Here is an 18,521-nt window from a genome sequence, read left to right on the forward strand (position 1 = left end):
CAGCTTATTCAAGTGCGCCATTTATTGGCTGACCTCTACTTTCTTTCACACTATCTGTCCTTATTGTACTACGTTCTCTTCTGTTGTGCCACCCGGATTACGGTACGTTTCTTATATTCCCGCAGGTTTTTTGACTTCCACCATAAAGCTGTCTCCCAGCGGCTGGAAATCGTTACTCATTTTGCCGTTTTCCTTCGGCATGGCTACCGTATAAAGAGTCATTTCCACATGAGCGATCCCATCCGGAATCCGTGTATCCTGGGCACGCAGGTACCCTTTTTTCTCTTTGCCGTTAAACTGGCTTAAATAAAAGGTGTATTCCTGCCCCTCCTCATCTATAGCTTTGACAAGTAAATCGTAATCTATCGCTTCTTTTGCCTCCGCGGTATAAAAAATCCGCTGTTCCAGATCGTTGCTGGTAAATTCAGTCAGCGTAACAGCAATTCCGTTGGGGAGCGTAAAGGTTTTCTCCAGACGGATGCGCAGCGTATCCGCCATTAAAGTGGAGGCATCGGCCGTAAAGGAAAAGGTCCAGTTTCCTTTGATTTTCCCTTCCCTATCCAAATGGCGGAAAATGATCTGGTAATCTTTCTCTCCTGTCAGATCCACGCCGTCGCTGCTGTAATGCATTTCCATTCCGACAGCCGTCTTTTCCTCATTCAGATAATGGATTCCGCCGCCGCTTCCTGCATATATCCGTTTTCCATTGATTGCAATAATACCGTCGGGGGAAATTTCATCCAGGGATAGAGGGGTACCGTCTTCTTTCTGTACGGACAAATTGATCCACAGCTCTTCCTCGGATGCCACTACCTCATGCAAAGTCAGCGCATAACCGCTGTCCATCACCGTAGTATCCACAACCTCCTTGTAATCCTCCAAATCCTTCTGCAGGCCCAGTGCACTTCCGATTGTCCACTGCAGCCGTTCTATAGCGGCATGTACCTCACTGCTTGCTGCGGCTGTTCCCACGATAAGAAGCAGCGCCGCAGCACAAACCGCCATTTTTCCAGGCCCCGGTATACTTTTCTTTCCGCCTTTCTTTCTTTTTCTGAAATTGTGCATATATTTTCCTGTTTCTGCTTCTGTCAGCTTCCTTATATCCTGTTCCGCATTTTCCTCTTCGGAAAAGCCCGTGACAATATTGTTAGCCATATCATATATTCTTTTATCCATAGCTTACTCCTTATTTCCGGTTTTCACCCGCAGCGCGCCTCATTTTTTTCTTGCCGCGGGAGATTTTGTTATAAACGGCGGCCCTGGGAATCCCCATTTCCGCGCTTACCGTTTCCACATCCTGATCCTGTATGAAAATCCTTGCAAAGATTTCCCTGTCCTCTGGTTTCAGGCAGTTCAGCAGCTCCTCCGTCTCCCGGGAAAGCTCTCTTTCAACAAGACGCAGCAGGTTATCATCCTCCACGGGAAATTCCACATCTTCCCATGCTTCCTGCTGAAGCTGCCTTCCGTATCTGCGCAGATAATCAATAGCCTGAAAGCGGGCAACTCCTGCCGCCCAATTCTTAAAGCTGCTTCTGCCGGGGTCGAAGGAACTGATATTATTCCAAATACCGAAGAAAATGTCATTCATACATTCTTCAATCCTGTCCGGCATACCGAAGAGCCTTTTTTTCACTATGGATTGAAGCAGTCCTCCATATTCTTCCATTACATACCGGATTCCCTCTTCCCGGCGTTTCTTTATCAGGGAGATAAAATTATCTTCATTTGCTTTCATACACCACTCCATCTCAAACCAAAGCCGAGTCTGCAGCCTCTTTTTTCTATCCTTTGGTTTACTCCTTTCACTATCTGATTCGTAAAAGGAAGGGAAAATCTATCCCTTTCAAATTTTTTTTATTTTTGACCGGATTTTATGAGGCCGCAAACGGCAGAGACGCGGGACAATGTCAACCCTTAACCGCAGGTTTAGAGATTACAGAATCAGGACGGGAACAGGCTAATTACAGAGGTTTTCCCCGGAAGATAAGGCAGTCTGAAATCTGCCTTATTCTGAATTCCAGGGTGTGGATAAAAAAGTTTGGTACCACCTGCCTCAATCAGCAGGGATACAGTCCATAATACGTTATTTTTTGTCAGAAACAGAAAGTGAGGTTCTGAACGAGCCTTCATCACAAACCCTCTTTCCATCCTCCATTCATCTGATTTTCAATTAGGTAATCACCGGCAAAACAGACGTACGGCGAGGCTGTGAAAGCCTCGACGAGAGACTATGAGGATTGACACAGATAAAATCGAATTTCAATCCACGAGGCTGTGAAAGCCTCGACCAGGATACGTGACTGGATTGTGAATCGTCCGGTATTTCAATCCACAAGGCTGTGAAAGCCTCGACGTTTCAGAGGGAAGCACAGGACTGTTTTAAGGTAATTTCAATCCACGAGGCTGTGAAAGCCTCGACATTCTGATGGTAATTTATCAGTTCTGATTCCTTTATTTCAATCCACGAGGCTGTGAAAGCCTCGACAATTCCGGGTGACACAGATTATTTACGATAGGGATTTCAATCCACGAGGCTGTGAAAGCCTCGACTAGTCTCCCCCTCTATCTCCGGGTCAAAGTTCATTTCAATCCACGAGGCTGTGAAAGCCTCGACAGCAAAAAACATCAAAAATCATGCTTCATAAAGGCAAAAACTATACTCTTTTCATAAAATCATTAACCATTGTTTGTTATGTATTTATAAAACAATTATATCCATGCATTATTCAGTTTTTTTACAGTGCGAATCCCCCCATGTTTTTATGTACACTTCACATTCGCACCATAAAATTTTCTACCCACTCGTTATTAAAAGTTACCATACTTAACTATTACAGCACAATTTTTCTTCTCATAAACTAATTCACTTTTATTAGTATACCACAATAATAAATGTCCACAAGGCCCACAAAGGATTGTGACGATTTGTAAAGACAACACCGATACCATAATCGGATTTAAACCCGCAAAGGGTTGTGACCTTATTTTTAGGGCTAATAACCATATTTTGATGCATTTCAATCCACACAACCCGCAAAGGGTTGTGACAGGCTTGAGGACTGGTTAAAGGAGAACTATGCGAATTTCAATCCACACAACCCGCAAAGGGTTGTGACGATGCAGAATCCCGATGAATATTCAATTTTTTGCAATTTCAATCCACACAACCCGCAAAGGGTTGTGACCGACAGCTCCATCTTTACAGTGACCAACACCATCATTTCAATCCACACAACCCGCAAAGGGTTGTGACGTTCATCCTTTCCCCTTCCCGGCCTACTGGCCTATTTCAATCCACACAACCCGCAAAGGGTTGTGACTATGCCGGGAGAAAGAGAAACATCATGACATTTAAAATTTCAATCCACACAACCCGCAAAGGGTTGTGACGGTAAAATCCTTCCCTTTGCCGGTGCCATGGATATATTTCAATCCACACAACCCGCAAAGGGTTGTGACTGCAAAACTCAACGTTTTCATCTCATTCTAACACATTTTCCTTGTTCAAACTACCGAAAATCTATCCTATTCGTACTTTTTCTCTCTAAAACCGTCAAAAAAACCTCGTTTTCCACACAAAACAAGGTGCGAATCCCCCGGTAAATTCATGTGCACTTGGGGTTCGCACCTTACTATCATCAGCATGTTTTTCTTTTTATTCTTCTACTTTTCCGCTCTTATGAAGGTTGCCCCTTCGATACTGCAGATAAGTTCCACGCCTGTAAAGCCCGCCCCGGAAAGGGCTTCTCTCTCGTGCTCCCAGGTAAGCGGCGTATCAAAATGGACATAAACATTCTCCGGGATTTTTTCTTTTTCGCGCTTGGAATCGTAAAGACCCATTAATAATGTTTCCTCTTCCTCGCAGCAGGCAATATAATCCGCTTCTATAAAAGTTCCGCCTTCTTTCAACGCTTCCCATATCCGCCTGTATAACTTCTGCTTTAGCGCAGGCTTGAAGTGGTGCAGGGATTCAAAGGAAACCGCCATATCATAAACCTGTTTTCCAAAATCATAACGGAAATAGTCCGCCTGAATCAGTTTAACCTGCGGGTGTTTAGCCGATAAAACCGCAAGCATATCCTGTGATAAATCGATTCCCGTCACCTCAAGGGCAGGACGGACTGGCAGTATTTCATCCAGCTCCAGACCTGTGCCGCATCCCAAATCCAGCAGGGTTTCCGTATTTTCAGGGATGAGTGCTGCCAAGTGTTTATAGGCGGAACGCCAAACGGACATATGCGCCTCATACTCTCCCAGTCTGTCTCTGAAAAAAGAGGCCATTTCTTCCAGTCTGCTGTCTTGTACCTGCTCCGTCCACCTACGGAGTTCCTTCATATAAGCTTCTGTATTTTCTCTTATAATCATCTTATTCTTCATTCTGCTTCACCCGCCTCCTATCCTGCCGTACCGCTATTTTTCTTTCCCGCTTATTGTAACAGGACTCCAAATGAAACGGAACCTCATATTCCTTTCTTAAAAAAAGAAGGGCTTATTTCTTTTCCAGCCCGCTCCACATAATGGGCAAGCAGCCCGAAAATCCAGCTGTGAAGATCCCGGAACCGGATACCGGCCTGTTCTGCCTTATCTGTATTCAGACTGTAATCTTCTGCTCCATTATAGGGTGCCGGGGCAGCTTCCTCACACAGGACAGGATTTTTTCCTGTTTCTGCGGTTACCCATGTCAGTATTTCCCTGATGGAAAGGGTTCCCTTACAGCAGGCATTTACAGGCCCCTCCAGCTTCGCTGCCGCGAGCTGCGCTAAAAAGGATCCCGCATCCACGGAGCCGATAAAGCTCATCCGGCAGTCCGGATTATCCACATACATAGGAATCCCCAGTATCGTATTCTTCACATAAAAATAGAGCCTGTCCGTATAATCGTCTTCTCCAATCACAAACGGAAAACGGACAAATGCCGCCTTTTGTCCGGGATATGCGTGTAACAAAGCGCTTTCAGCCCCTTTTTTCCCTTCGTCATATTCCACTTCCTCGCGGCGGCACCATACAAGTTCTTTTCCTTCCGGGGAAAAATCCGATTCCCTGGTGTCCCTGTGCAGTTCATATACCGATGCGGACGAAGTAAAAATATATCGTCCGCAGGAAATGGCATCCAGAGCTGTTTTTATATCCATCGGGCAATATGCCAGGTTATCATAAACCAAGTCATAGCAGCGGCCCCAGAATACTTTTCTCATATCTTCCCCGTCTGTTCTCTCCACTTTCAGACGTTTTACCCGCTCTCCAAAGGGATCCTCTGTCCGCCCTCTGGTTGCTATTGTGACCCGATGTCCTGCCTGCAAAAGTCTTTCAACCAGATGAACGCCGAAAAAACGGGTTCCTCCCAATACCAGAATATCCATGCTTCTTTCTCCTCTTCATGAACAGCCGGCGGATTTTCACTGTTTCTAATGAGACAAGGCTCCGTCTGGTGTGCCTGGCCCTCTTATGTGCTCCCGCCTTTTCCTATCCTACCATGTATAAGCCTTTGTTTCAATCTTCTATGCCATTCGTGCTATGTCTTTCGTGTGTTTTCTATGTTTCTTCTATGATTTTTTATGTTCCTTCTGTTTTCCTTCCATGTCCCTTCCATATTACTTTTCCCATGTATCTTTCCGAATTCCGAAAACAAAAAAGGAAGAGCCGGCACCTGCACATACAGAACGGGAGCTTCCAGGCTCCCGTTGCTATATCCCGTTATTTACCGCCACCCTACCCACTTTTCAAATTCCTCTGCCGGAAGCGGCCTGGAGTAATAGTACCCCTGCACCATATCGCATTGGATACGTTTCAGGAATTCAATCTGTTCCCCGGTTTCAATTCCTTCGGCAACCGTCTGTACCTTCAGCCGCCGGGAGAGTTCAATCAGGCATTCCACAACATCCCGCGCCTTCGGTTTTGACATATCCATGAAAAACCGTCTGTCCAGTTTGATGGTATCGACATCAAATTCCTTAAGCAGGCCGAGGGAGGAAAAGCCGGATCCGAAATCATCCAGGGAACACTTAAATCCCAGTTCATGCATTTTGTCTATGTTCTCCCGTACCAAAGCAATTCCCTTGTCATCAAAAAAGATGGATTCCGTCAATTCCAGTTCCAGCAGACCTTTCGGTATCTGATAGTTAACCGCTATCTCCACAAACTGTTCCATAAAGTCCGGATTTTTGAAATGCTGGCGGGATAAATTGACAGATATAGGAAACAGCTCCCTGCCTTCCTTCCGCCATTGATCCAGAATGCGGCACACTTCTTCAAATACGTAGCAGTCCAGCTTGCAGATATTCCCGTTCTTTTCAAATAAGGGAATAAAGTCTTCCGGCGATATCATCCCTTTTTCAGGATTCCGCCAGCGTACCAGGGCTTCTGCACCGGCCACCTTTCCCTTCCTGAGATTAACCTTTGGCTGAAAATACACCTGAAAATCCCGGTTTTCCAAAGCGGACGGCAGCATGGCGTTCAGTTCGTGTTCCTGTTTTATCCGCTGCGTAAAATGAAAATCATAGAAAACACAGGTGTTTTCTTCGTATTCCTGCCGGTTCAGACAGGCGGTCATCACCCGGTCCTGTATAATAGTAATATCCATCTGCGGATCGTCAATCAGATACGCCCCCTGACGGAAGAAAAGATAATAAGGGTTTTTTGCCGTACGATTAAAAGAATTAATATCGGCAATAACTGCCTGCAGCCGGGCGGTAATGGCCTCCTGCCTGTTTTCCTCCAGACAGAGGAAGAAATTATCCTCTTCTCCTCTGGCCGCCAGTTCCCCCTTCCGCACATTCCTCTGCAGCACTTCCATACAGTATCGCAGTGTTTTATCCCCTTCCCGGCTTCCAAAGCTTTCATTTATCAGCTTGAAATTGCAGATATTGATTACGGCGACCGTATACCGGTTTTTTTCTGCACTTTTTAACATTTCCTTCAGTTTTATCCGAAAGGCGGCATTGCTCATTCCTCCTGTTACCTCATCCACAAAGGCGATATGCTCCAGCCGTCTGCGGTTATTCCGGTAAATATATAATAAAGCGAAAAGCAGCAGCAAAAACAGAAGTATGGTTCCGGCCACAATGGCAAATGTCTGCATAATATACCGGTCGGTTTCATAGGAGATCAAATCGGCCGGAACCAGTGTGAGCAAAAACCAGTGATAGGTTTCCAGATAATTGTAGGAAAGGATTAGCTGTGTGCCGTCCACTGCAACAAAAGAAAACACACCGTCCGTCCCCTTTTTCATGTTTTCCTGCATCTGGTGAATATTGCCGGCTGCGGCTCCTCCGGATTCTTTTTTAAAAATATCATCCAGTTTCATAAAGGGTTCCAGATCCGTTGGCGAAATCACCACATTTCCGTTCCTATCCGCGATGCAGCTCAGCCCGTGTCCGTTAAAGCTACCGGGCTGGATCAGCACCTGCATATTTTCTTTGCTTCTTGTTCCCCCGAGAACGCCGACCACTTTATTTCCCCGGAATAAGGGCACCGAATAGAGAATCGTCTGACCGTCCAGAAAGGAAACCCCGTTATTCCCCTGAAAGGAATTCTGAATGCCGGATAAATGCCCCGCTTCCTCTATCGGATCTCCGATAACCAGTTTTCTGCCTTCGGTATCCAGTACGATCATAGAGCCAAACTCCAGAATTTCCCTTTTCCTGCCAAGATATTCTTTTACCTCCCTCTCATTCAAATCCGTTCCCGTCCGCAGCAGGCTGTCTCCCACCAGAAGCAGTTCCCGGCTGATTTTAAACAAACGGTCATCAATGTCGGAAGACAGTTGATCCGCCACATCCCTTACATACGCTTTCGTACTTTTCTCAACCGCCATTTTCAGGCCAAATGCACTTTGAAGGGTCACAGCGGCTATTAGCAGTATCAGGATACCCAATACGGCTATCTGAACCTTCATCCCCGCCTGCAGTATTCTTTTTTCTTTTCTTTGCCATTTCTTCATCGTGTAACGGAACCTCTCCTTTACCCTGAAGCATACCTGAGTGTTACATCATAACACATTTTTCATTTTTATATTTTATTACGAAACTTTTTCCGTAACAAGATAAAATCTGTATACGTCAGCATAAAGGTTGATGGAAGTATTTGCGATGTGATATTTTAAAAATATAAATATATAAAACGATCTGTGGGAACCTAAATAGCAAACGAAGGAAGTGAAGCCACGAATGCAGCAGAAAAAAACATTGTATGATTTTTTATATAACAGTCTGCGGGAACAGATACTCACAGGCTGCTACCGGTACGGAAGCCCGCTTCCCTCCATGAGCAGGCTGTGCGATACCTATCATGTAGGGATACGTACGGTAAAGGATGTGCTTGCCTCCCTCAGGAATGAGGGCCTGATACGCACGGAGGAACGAAAAGCAGCCCGTGTCATTTACCGTCCGCCCGGTGCAGCCGGGGAAAATTCCATCCTGCGTTTTGTACTGGAGCGCAAAAGCTCCATTGTTGAGGTTTATGAAACCATTTCCCTGCTGCTGCCGCCTCTTTTTTCGTTTGCGGCAGTCAGCTGCAGTCTGGAGCAGCTGGAGCATTACGAGCAGTTCCGGAAGTATATCCAAAAGGGACCGGGGTTCAACAGCCGCCGGATCCCCTCTAATCTGTTTCATGATCTGCTTCATGGAACAGGCAGCCTTTTGCTGAATGACCTCTATGCCAGTCTGGAGGTCTATGCGCAGGTTCCTCTTGTCCTGATGGGCGATGAAGATCCCTCTTATACCATCCCTGACGAAGAAAAGGAACGTATCATGGCGATTGCCGCCCTTCTTCCCGGCGGCAGCCGGCAGGAAATCCAGGATGCCTTTTCCCGCCTGTACGCCCCTGCCGCAGGAAGCATCCAAGGCTATCTGCAGCTTCTGGCAGAACGGTTTCCTGCTATCCGGGAGATTCCCGGCACGTCCTTCTCCTGGATCTCCGAGCGCGGGCGGGATCACTATTACACCCAGGTTTCACGGGATTTGATAGACAAAATCGGCACCGGCTTCTACAGACGCGGTGCCCTTCTTCCTTCCGAAGCCTGCCTTTCCAGCCAGTACCAGGTTTCCGTCGCCACCATAAGGAAAGCCCTTGCAGTCCTTAACAAACTGGGGTTTGCCAAAACCGTAAACGGGAAAGGGACCATAGCCATCCTTCCTGATGAGGAAACCACCTTCCGCTGTATGAAGGATGAAACCTACAAAAGGGATACGCTGCTCTATCTCAGCGCGCTGCAGTTTATGGCTATCGCCATCCGCCCCGCCATACAGCTGGTCTTTAACCGGATGGACGCTTCCCGCCTGCATAACAGGCTTACCGGACCAGACACAATCCTTCTGGCTTCCATGTTTGACTATATTTTGGAACTGCTGCCGCTGCCTCCCCTGAAAACCATACTGCAGGAGAGCAACAAACTGCTGTTGTGGGGCTATTATTTCGCCTTTTACAGCAACGGGACCAGAAGCCAGACACAGCTTAAGAAAAAATGCCTGGAGGCCTTCCGATATCTGCAGCAGAAGGATCAGACGGGTTTTACCGATTGCCTCTCCCAATGCTACTGCCATATTTTCCAGGTAATCCGCACCTTTCTGATCCAGGGCGGGCTCACCGAAGCGAAAAAAATCGTGCCGCCCGACAATACCTCCTTCCCCGGACGCGGACCCCGCAGGCTTTAATTATTATCCCTGATCACACGGCAGGGCGCCCCGCAGGCTACGGAATCGGATGGAATATCACGGGTGACCACGCTTCCTGCACCGATGACAACATTATCACCAATCGTCACACCCGGCATGAGGATTGCCCCGCCTCCGATCCACACATTATTCCCGACGATAACGGGAGCGGTCCGGGTTTTGCAGAAAGAAAAGGATCCATCCTCCCTTGGCTCCCCGAACCGGTCTTTTGCATTAGCGGGATGAAATGCCGTATAAATCTGGACATTGGGGGCTATCAATGCATTATCCCCGATCCGGATCACATTGCCATCCAGGAAAGTACAGTTCATGTTAACCTCACAATTGTTACCAAAGAAAATCTGGTTTCCGTAATCTACATAAAAAGGTGCTGTTATCCATAAATTCTGTCCCCGTCCGCCCAGAAGCTCATCAAGAATCCTGTTTTTCCTGTCTATATCCTGCGAATCGGTCAGATTATAATCCCTCATTAAGTCTTTGGCCTTATGCCAGCGGGATAAAAGCTCCTCATCCCCGCAGTCATACAAAAGGCCGGCAAGCATTTTTTCTCTCTCCGTCATATCTCTCCTTTTCCGTTACTTGTTTCCGGCATTACAACCGCTTTATGAAGGTTTCGATTTCCCGGTTCACCTGCTCCGCATTATCCCCATTGGAAAAATGGGCGGCATCCTTTATGATGTGCAGGGGATACCCCGTTTTTTCCGCCCATGCGCTGCAGTAGGCTTTTACCTTTCCGGTTTTGTCATATTCCCCGGCCAGAATCAGCACGGGGCAGGACAGCTGTCTGTCCTTATTTTCTTTGATAAATACGCCGTAAGCAATATCCATCTGTTCAATAATCTGTGCCTTTGTCAGACAAGACAGCATCTCCGTCATTTTTTCACGGGAATATGTTGTGCGGGATACAGACTGCGCCATACTCTTTCTCAGCAATCCCTCAGGAAACCACCGGGCCATAGGGGCCGCCTGCTTTACCCACCAGATATCGGATTTAGAATAATAGCCGGTACCGAAGGGCGTGGTATCCAGAGCCACAAACCCTTCTGTTCTCTCCGGGTAACGGGAAGCAAACGCCTGGCTGGGATAGCCTCCCATGGACATTCCCACAAGCACCGCTTTTTCCGCCTGCTCCCGGTCCAGTATGTCCTTCATATCCTCCGCACAGTTTTCATAGGTAAAATTCCGGTAAGGTCTGGAAATCCCATGAAGAGGGACATCCCAGGTGACAACCGTATACTCTTTCCGGAAAAACGCCGTCTGTTTTTCAAACATCGTATGGTTTGCGGTAAGCCCATGGGTAAAAAGAATCCATTTCGCATCCGGGTTTTTATTCTTTTCTATCCAGTAATAAACGGTTCCTCTCGCCGTCATCAGTTCCCTTTTTTCCATCTCATTCTCCTGCTTCCTGCTTCGGGAGGCTGCGTATATAAACCACATTTCCGTCCGGATCATAAAAACTCATATTTCTGGCGCCCCAGGGTCTGGCGGCCGGTTTTTCGATGATGGTAATCCCTCTTTCCTTCAGCCGTTCATACTCCTTATCCACATCCTCTGCGGTAAACGCCAGGCAGATGCGGGCGTGCGGAAGGCTGTGCTCTTCCCCGTCATTATAGATGGTAAGCATGGTTTCTTTTGCAAGGATGGTTTGATGAACCGGATCCCCGCTTTTATTTTCCGTCTGCAGCAGCCAATTATAAAATTCCGCCAGCTCCGGTACACGATTGGTCAACAGGCACACTTCCCCTAATGTCATTTTCATCCTCTCTTTCTTCCGTATGGTAAAAATCCTTCCGGCTGCAGCCCGCCCGGCCGCCTCCGGCACAGGCACAGGCGCAGGCACAGGCACAGGCGCAGCCGGTACCCGGCCCCCCATGCCTGCCATGGTAACTGCCATAATAGCCGCGCCCCTTCCCATATGCATACCTTCCCCTGCCCCAGGAAGCTTTATAGCCGACTATGATGGTAAACAACAGGATAATCATAACCATACCGTCATCCACGGAACTCTCCCCTTCGCTGTGTCCGGATGCAGGCGCCCATTCCACAAGCACGGGATCCGTAAATGCGGCCTCTTCATAGTACAGCTTCATCCACAGCCGTTCTCCCTTTTCCAGGCTGCCTTCCCAGACATAATCCGCCCCTTCTTGTCTGTCCGCATTTGTTTCTGTGATAAAAGGGCTTCCTTCCCAGGTAAAAAGATAATGCTCCACCTCCATATTGTCAAACCAGCCCGGCGCAAAGTCATAATAGGGAAGGGATGCATCCTTTTTATTGCTGCACAGCATCCGCTCCTGGTGGATGGTAAAGGAAAAAACCGCCACCTCCCCTTTTCCGTATTCCCTGTCCAGATCAAATTCCATCAGGCCGCCCCCATTATAAGCCGAATGCAGCCCTGCTATGGCGCCATCATATCCAAGAAGGGTACAGGAGGAATTGGGCACCCCAAGGCTGACCCAGGTCAGAGGCCCTTCCTTGCTGTCATTGAGGACCTCCCACTGATAGCTGTAGGTTATTTCCAGGGAGCCATCCTTCCCGGGGCTTACCGTAATCCGGTACTCTAAGAGCCTGTCCAGGGGAAGGTTCCCCCGGATGAGATAAGCAGCCAGTATACAGCCGCCCGCCGCAACAACGCAGAGAAAGATGAGCACGTTCTTCAGGCTGTCCGGCATCTTCTCCTTTTTTCCGGCTTTTTGCTCTATCACCCCCATGCTTTTGCAGCCTCCTTCCTTAACGGGCAGGAAAGGGCTTCCCCTTCCTCCATTTCCCGGATGGACTTACAAACAGGATGGTTCCAGATCTTTTTCCAGCCGTCTTTCTTCATATTGCCGATCGCCGCTCCCTCTCCCAGCCAGCTCTGACAGGGAACAACGCTCCCGTCCGGGGCGACTGCCATATTGGAAAGACATGCGCCGCACATAGGCACCGCAATTCCCAGTTCTTCCAGCACCTCTTTATCTGCCCGGCCGGGTGAGGTAAAGCTCAGCTCCATCCCGTGCTGGGAACAAAAAGCCATGGCTTCCCGGATAAGGCCGTTCATCTCCTCCGCATGCAGCTGGGATTCCCCGGATGCCGCCCGGCCAGTTTCTATCAGGCCCGAACAGGTAACATAGCGTACACCGGTCTGTTTCAAAAAAGCCAGTGTCCGGATATAGTCTTTATTTTCCCTGCAAAGCGGGGTATTCACACTCACATTCAGCCCTGCTTTAAGGGCATTGTGCAGCCCGGACACTGTTTTTTCCCAGTTTCCCCATGTCCCAGGCAAGTCCGCCCCCACCAGCCGGTTATGTACTGCAGCATCTCCGGAATACAAGGTGATCTGGACACTGTCCAGACCGGCTTCGAACAGCTTCCTGCAAAGCGGCTCAGTGAGCATGGTACCGTTGGTATTCAGCCTGGTGACAAACCAGCGGGCATGCTCCACCAGCTCCGGCAAATCCCTGCGCATGGTGGGTTCTCCTCCCGTGAAGGTCAGCTGGCAGATCCCCGCCCTGCGGCATTTGTCGATAATATCGAACCAGTCCCCGGAGGATAGCTCCTTTCCCCCCGCTGCGGGCTGCCCGGCCGCATAACAGTTCCTGCATTTCAGGCTGCAGTTCCATTTTCCCTCTTCGTCCAGCATAGAGCTTACCATGAGATCCATGCGGTGCGGCGCCGTCATATTGCGGGCATACTCCCTGAGAGACAGCGGCTCTATGTTCCCGGAAGGCTCTTCCCCCCGCGCCACCCCATACAGCATAGCCAGCATTTCCTGCAAATCCTCCTTCAGCTCCTGTTCCTTCACATAATACACCCGCCTGGTTTTTGCCGCCGCCCGGTCCATGATCTGATGCATCTGTCTTTCATCGATGGGTTCCCCGTCAAACCGGTTCACCTCACTGATGAAATTCCCGAGCAGGATAGCCCAGGAATAACCCAGAGGCAAGATGAAACAGCCGTTTAATATCATTACATAAGGTGCCTCTGAAAAAGGCCTCCATTTAGGAGGAATCAGATGGATCCGTACCGCTCCCGGCCCCTTGGGATTCAGGGTTGTATGGATCACCCCTTCTTTATATGCCCGGTATTGGGCCGCTTTATGAAGGATTCCCATTGTCGTTTTCCTCTGTCTTTCCGTATATTTCCCGTTTCCCGAACCGCCTGTGCAAGGCAGGCCTGCCGCCAGTGTTTCCGGTCATTCCCGGATCCGGGCCATCGCCAGCTCGTCCATATAGACGCCGTTCCTGACAGCTGCCTTCCTGCGGATCCCCTCCCGCTGAAAGCCCATGGATTCATACAGATGTATGGCCCGTTCGTTATCCGTGAAAACCGTCAGCTCCAGGCGGATCAGCATCAGCCAGTTGTCCGCAAGATTTACAGCCTCCTGCAGCAGCGCCCGCCCGATTCCCCGGTTCTGGTAATCCTTGTGCACCATAATCCCGATTCCCGCCGCGTGACGGGTTCTGGGGTTTGCAAACACCTTCAGGCTTACGGAACCAATTACCAGTTCCCCGCCCTGTCCGTCGGGCGTTACCGCCACAAAAAAATAATCATCCGCCCCCAGGCCGGCGATCATCGTTTCCATTTTCCCGGGATTTTCTCCGGGATTTCCAAGTATCGTTTCAAAAACGCCCGGCATGCGCCGGATGGCACTAAGCCCCGGAGCATCCTTCGGCTCCACAGGCCGTATCCGATATTCCATCCCATTCCCTCCCAACTCCGTCAAGATGCGGTTTTTCCGTTCTTCGTACTGTGAGGCTTGTCAGCGGCAGATATCAAAAATAAACTCCGCACATTGGTCCATGGCCTCATAGGCCGTTTTAAAAGGCGACATCTGGAACACATGCCACATCCCTTTGAATACATCCAGACGGACCGGCACATTCGCCTTTATCATTTTTTTATGAAGCATGGTGGCGTCGCTTAAAAGGACCTCATTATCCCCCACCTGGATATAGGTGGGCGGAAATCCGGTCAAATCCGCAAAAAGCGGGGAAATCTCCGGATTTTCATAATCCTGCCCGGCAGCATAATTTTCCGTCATCTGCTTCAGGTATTCTTCATCCAGTACCGGATCCACCTCAGCCCTGCTTTCATGGGTCTTTCCCGAAGCCGTCAGATCCGTCCACGGGGACAGGAGGACGATCCCTCTCGGCACAAGACGATTCTCCTCCTTGAGCTTCACCACCAGGGACAGCGCCATGTTTCCGCCGGCCGAATCGCCCACCACTATCACATCTTTTGCGCCGTATCCCAGAAGCATGAGGTAATTCCACGCCTTCATCGCATCCTCCATGGCGGCCGGATACGGATATTCCGGGGCCAGACGGTAGTCAAAACAGAACACATCCATAGAGGTGGAGGCAGCCAGCTTGGTAGTCAGCGTCCTTGCATAGATACAGCTGCCGGTGGAATAGCCTCCTCCGTGGCAGTAAAGAATCACATATTTTTTCATGTGCACCCGGTTGGCCCGCACCCATTCACAGTGCATCCCTTCCACTTCCACAGAGCAGATATCCATATCCTTGCTGTTCCCCAGAAGCGCCCCGAAGTAGTCCTGGGACTGCCGGTGCTTCTCAATATCCGTGTTCTCCACCACGCTGTGCACCCTTTTTATCAGCTTCATCAGATTCTGGTTCTGTTCCTGTTCCTTGTTTTTTTTCAGTACATTCATAGATTTATCAAAAAGTGCCATATTTCCTCTCATTCCGCCCGGCATCCCCCACAGGATTTTGCTTTGCTTCTGCCGGATCGCTTATGTGCATGATAAACAGTTCGAATAATTCTTTCTTTTTCATCCTATCATAGATAGAAAATGACGTAAAGGGGATCCGGCGGCCGGCATATATTATATCCGTGATAGTCTTGCATAAAGGTAGGAATAATTTTATAATAATAATATCAGAGAAAGGAATCGAGCCGATGACATTTCGTATGCATACCAACAAAAAAAGCGGCGCGGCGGCCGGAAACCCATCCAGGGTATGGTACCGGCTGGATCTGTCCGCGATTGTATATCCTACCCTGCAAAGGCGGGACTTTTCTTCCGTTTACAGGCTTTCCGTCCTTCTGAAGGAGGAAATAAAGCCGGAGGTGCTGCAGCAGGCGGTAGATATTGCCCTCAGGCGTTTTCCCACCTATAAGGTCTGTATCCATAAAGGCCTCTTCTGGCGCTATCTGGAGCCAAACAACCGGCCCGGCCCTTTTGTCCAGCCGGATATCCATAATCCCTGTATGCCCATGAATTTCAAATCAGGAAGCCGGTACCTCCTCCGGGTATTTTATTACGGGAAACGGATCTCCCTGGAATGCCATCACTGTCTGGGTGACGGCTCCGGGGGCATGTGCGTGCTTCAGACCATCACCGCGGTTTACCTGCGCCTGCTGGGCGCTGCCATATCCAACGGCGGCTATGTGCTGGATGTGGAAGGGGAACCGGATCCGGAGGAGTTGGAGGATGCCTATATGCGCTATGCCAACGCACTTTTCTGCCCGCCCCGTCCGGCGGAAAAAACCTACCGGGTCAGAGGCACCAAGGAGCCTTTCCATACCTTCAACATCATAGACGGAATCATGTCCGTAAAGGAGGTGGCGGCCGTAGCTGCCGGCTATAACGCAACGATCACGGAATACCTGAATTCCGTCCTTCTTTATGCCCTGCTGAACAAGCAGCACATGGATTTCCACCTGAAGCTGTATCCGGTCAGAATCGCCCTGCCCGTAAACCTGAGACGCTTTTTCCCATCCAAAACCCTGCGCAATTTCATCACCATGGTTTACCCTTCCATCGATCCCCGGCTGGGGAATTATACCTTTGAAGAAATTGTTACCCAAGTGCATAATTTCATGCGCTATTATATTAATGAAAAATTTCTGAGAGGCGATATCACCACCAACGCCGCCACCACCCGGAATCCCTTTATCCGCGTAGTTCCCCTGTTTCTGAAGGACATTGTGGTGAGGACCTTCTACCGCAAGGTACAGGATAAAAATTCCTCCGCCGGGCTGACCAATATGGGGGCAATGAAAGTGCCGGAGGATATGAAGCCGTATATCGACCGTTTTGATATTTATATGGGGCAGCCCTTTTCGTCAAGGACCAACTGTGCCATTATCAGCTTTGAAGATACCCTGACCATCAATTTTGCCAGCTGTATAATCGAAGCGGATGTGGAGCGCTATTTTTTCCGTAAGCTGGTGGAGGACGGCATTCATGTAACCATTGAAAGCAACCGTACCTTTGACGAAGAATAGGCACTGACAACGGATGCCAGCTTTGCAGGCTGTCTCCGTAATCAATAAAAGAAACGCCGTGGCTGCTTTCCTCACGGCAGATTGGAGTCTAATTATGTCATATTGTGTGAACTGCGGCGTAAAGCTGGACGAATCGCTGGAACGCTGTCCTTTGTGTAATACGCCGGTCATCAATCCCAACGAAGTAGCCTATAACCATTCCGTCCCTCCCTTCCCCAGGGAAAACGGGCAGGTGGAAACGGTAAAAAACAAAGATGTGGCAATCCTCTATTCCCTTGTCCTCATCGCTGCCGGCGCCTCCTGCGGACTTTTGAACCTGCTGGTATTCAACAACAGCGCCTGGTCCCTGTATGTAATCGGTATCTGCATTATTTTGTGGGTACTCGCTATTCCCGCTTTTATTTATTCGAAGCTGCCCGTTTATTTTTCCCTGCTGTTCGACGGGCTGGCCATCGGCCTTTATGAATACCTGATAACCTTCAATACACCCAGCTCCCGCTGGTTTTATGAACTGGCCCTGCCCATTACCGGCGTCGTCACCCTGCTGGCTATTATTCTGGCGGCATTGTGCAGGCGGATATCTTCTTCTTTTCTTGCCACCGCTCTTTATCTGTTTGCCGAAATTGCGATCCTGTGCATTTCCATCGAACTGCTCATCCGCCGCTTTTTGGCGGAGCCTTATCTGCTCACCTGGTCCGCGGTGGTTCTGACCGCCTGTGCGATTATCATCGTTGCCCTGATCACCATGCTTTCCCGAAAACGGTTACGGGGCGCCGTAAGAAGAAGGCTGCATTTCTGATTTCAGAAATGCAGCCCTTTTACTCCACGGAATCCACGAAGGTAAGCTCGTCCTTATAGGTTCTGTTTTTGGTTTCCAGAGTGTCCCCATTAATGGTCACCCGCAGTTCCCCGGCACCGTAGGCATCCAGAAAGGTATTGGTCAGCGCCGCCATGATCACAGCCTCGCTTCCCTCCTGCATGGTCTTAAGATAATCCCGGAACCCGGAGGATAAATCCAGCTCAATCTGCTTTCCATCCTCCGACAATCGGAAATCGTTTACCTTGGTATCCACCGACACAATATTCTTCGTGCGCAGGGCCCCGATAATGGCCTCCGGTGTTTTCCTCGGCAGCTCCACCTCTTCCGTCATCAATTCCTTTCCCATACTGGATCCAAAATAAATAAGGACAGTTTCCGGCTCACCCGTTTCTGCAGCCGCATCTTCTTCCGATTCCAATGCCAGGATCGTTTCCGAACTGCCTGAAGCATTATTATCCGGCGTATTAAAATTCCCGGTTTCCTCTGCATTTCTTCCGCAGGCAGCCAAAACAGCCGTGACACATAAAAGCCCTGCAAGGATACCCCTATACTTCTTTTTCATAATTGCTCCCATCTGCGTGCACCGCACGTATTCCGATCAGGCTGGTAAAAACCTAGCTGTAATATCAGATAAACACCTGATCTTGTAAAATTGTACTCGATTCCTCCCTCACTGTCAAACGGAAATTGACATCAGGGTGCAGATAAAAGGTTTGGCGTCCCCCGGCCCTGCTTCCCTGTGCGGCGGCTGCCCTGCAAGGATTCCTGGAAGGGGCGTTATAAGCACGCCGGTCCTTAGG

16 protein-coding genes and 1 CRISPR repeat array are annotated in these 18,521 nt (G+C 49.2%); of the genes, 3 read left to right on the top strand and 13 right to left on the bottom strand.

All coding sequences use genetic code 11. The features are described 5' to 3' along the window. Nucleotides 1-111 precede the first annotated feature (111 nt). The 5 genes from DXA36_RS31730 to DXA36_RS31755 all read right to left on the bottom strand — a co-directional run bounded on the left by DXA36_RS31730 (nucleotide 112) and on the right by DXA36_RS31755 (nucleotide 7,939). The gene (locus DXA36_RS31730; RefSeq protein ID WP_118683484.1) at nucleotides 112-1,176 is read right to left on the bottom strand and encodes a DUF4179 domain-containing protein; all 1,065 of its coding nucleotides are present in this window, start codon (nucleotides 1,174-1,176) and stop codon (nucleotides 112-114) included. A gap of 10 nt (nucleotides 1,177-1,186) precedes the next feature. Beyond that, nucleotides 1,187-1,735 carry a sigma-70 family RNA polymerase sigma factor gene (locus tag DXA36_RS31735; RefSeq protein WP_118683486.1) on the bottom strand — a complete coding sequence of 183 codons (549 nt, stop codon included), beginning with the start codon at nucleotides 1,733-1,735 and terminating at the stop codon, nucleotides 1,187-1,189. Nucleotides 1,736-3,014: 1,279 nt separating this feature from the next. Further along, nucleotides 3,015-3,459: a CRISPR direct-repeat array (repeat unit 34 nt; unit sequence ATTTCAATCCACACAACCCGCAAAGGGTTGTGAC). Nucleotides 3,460-3,663: 204 nt separating this feature from the next. Then, nucleotides 3,664-4,377: a class I SAM-dependent methyltransferase gene (locus tag DXA36_RS31745; protein WP_118683490.1), complete on the bottom strand. Its 714-nt coding sequence runs from the start codon at nucleotides 4,375-4,377 to the stop codon at nucleotides 3,664-3,666. Between the two features lie 83 nt (nucleotides 4,378-4,460). Then, the gene (locus DXA36_RS31750) at nucleotides 4,461-5,360 is read right to left on the bottom strand and encodes an NAD-dependent epimerase/dehydratase family protein (RefSeq protein WP_118683492.1); all 900 of its coding nucleotides are present in this window, start codon (nucleotides 5,358-5,360) and stop codon (nucleotides 4,461-4,463) included. Between the two features lie 338 nt (nucleotides 5,361-5,698). Further along, nucleotides 5,699-7,939: a bifunctional diguanylate cyclase/phosphodiesterase gene (locus DXA36_RS31755; RefSeq protein ID WP_243114784.1), complete on the bottom strand. Its 2,241-nt coding sequence runs from the start codon at nucleotides 7,937-7,939 to the stop codon at nucleotides 5,699-5,701. 226 nt (nucleotides 7,940-8,165) lie between these two features. Between DXA36_RS31755 and DXA36_RS31760 the strand changes: the two genes are divergently transcribed. After that, nucleotides 8,166-9,650, top strand: a complete 1,485-nt coding sequence (locus DXA36_RS31760; protein WP_118683494.1) for a GntR family transcriptional regulator — start codon at nucleotides 8,166-8,168, stop codon at nucleotides 9,648-9,650. Here DXA36_RS31760 and DXA36_RS31765 read toward each other — a convergent pair. The 7 genes from DXA36_RS31765 to DXA36_RS31795 form a co-directional block, all read right to left on the bottom strand. Next, nucleotides 9,647-10,231: a sugar O-acetyltransferase gene (locus DXA36_RS31765; protein ID WP_118683496.1), complete on the bottom strand. Its 585-nt coding sequence runs from the start codon at nucleotides 10,229-10,231 to the stop codon at nucleotides 9,647-9,649. The two genes, DXA36_RS31760 and DXA36_RS31765, sit on opposite strands and share 4 nt — an antisense overlap. 31 nt (nucleotides 10,232-10,262) lie before the next feature. Continuing rightward, the gene (locus DXA36_RS31770; protein WP_118683498.1) at nucleotides 10,263-11,060 is read right to left on the bottom strand and encodes an alpha/beta fold hydrolase; all 798 of its coding nucleotides are present in this window, start codon (nucleotides 11,058-11,060) and stop codon (nucleotides 10,263-10,265) included. A 1-nt stretch (nucleotide 11,061) separates the two neighbouring features. After that, nucleotides 11,062-11,409, bottom strand: coding sequence for a VOC family protein (locus DXA36_RS31775; RefSeq protein WP_243114787.1), 348 nt, complete (start codon nucleotides 11,407-11,409; stop codon nucleotides 11,062-11,064). Next, nucleotides 11,363-12,379, bottom strand: a complete 1,017-nt coding sequence (locus tag DXA36_RS31780; protein ID WP_118683502.1) for a hypothetical protein — start codon at nucleotides 12,377-12,379, stop codon at nucleotides 11,363-11,365. Before DXA36_RS31780 ends, DXA36_RS31775 begins: the two co-directional genes overlap by 47 nt. Further along, nucleotides 12,370-13,761 (bottom strand): radical SAM protein, encoded by a 1,392-nt coding sequence (locus DXA36_RS31785; protein ID WP_118683504.1) that lies wholly within the window; start codon nucleotides 13,759-13,761, stop codon nucleotides 12,370-12,372. The genes DXA36_RS31780 and DXA36_RS31785 overlap by 10 nt, the downstream gene beginning before the upstream one ends. Before the next feature lie 81 nt (nucleotides 13,762-13,842). Further along, on the bottom strand, nucleotides 13,843-14,349 hold the full coding sequence (locus tag DXA36_RS31790) for a GNAT family N-acetyltransferase (RefSeq protein ID WP_118683506.1): 507 nt from the start codon (nucleotides 14,347-14,349) through the stop codon (nucleotides 13,843-13,845). Nucleotides 14,350-14,409: 60 nt separating this feature from the next. Next, nucleotides 14,410-15,354: an alpha/beta hydrolase gene (locus tag DXA36_RS31795; protein WP_243114785.1), complete on the bottom strand. Its 945-nt coding sequence runs from the start codon at nucleotides 15,352-15,354 to the stop codon at nucleotides 14,410-14,412. A 215-nt stretch (nucleotides 15,355-15,569) separates the two neighbouring features. Between DXA36_RS31795 and DXA36_RS31800 the strand changes: the two genes are divergently transcribed. Together DXA36_RS31800 and DXA36_RS31805 are read left to right on the top strand one after the other, a co-directional pair. After that, nucleotides 15,570-16,901, top strand: coding sequence for an alcohol acetyltransferase (locus DXA36_RS31800; RefSeq protein ID WP_243114786.1), 1,332 nt, complete (start codon nucleotides 15,570-15,572; stop codon nucleotides 16,899-16,901). A gap of 94 nt (nucleotides 16,902-16,995) precedes the next feature. Then, a complete protein-coding gene (locus DXA36_RS31805) occupies nucleotides 16,996-17,700 on the top strand; it encodes a DUF6320 domain-containing protein (protein WP_118683516.1) in 705 nt (234 codons plus the stop codon). Nucleotides 17,701-17,719: 19 nt separating this feature from the next. Here DXA36_RS31805 and DXA36_RS31810 read toward each other — a convergent pair whose 3' ends face one another. Continuing rightward, nucleotides 17,720-18,283, bottom strand: coding sequence for a GerMN domain-containing protein (locus DXA36_RS31810; protein WP_182479351.1), 564 nt, complete (start codon nucleotides 18,281-18,283; stop codon nucleotides 17,720-17,722). Nucleotides 18,284-18,521: the final 238 nt, after the last annotated feature.

This window comes from Eisenbergiella sp. OF01-20, from assembly GCF_003478085.1.
Lineage (GTDB): Bacteria > Bacillota > Clostridia > Lachnospirales > Lachnospiraceae > Eisenbergiella.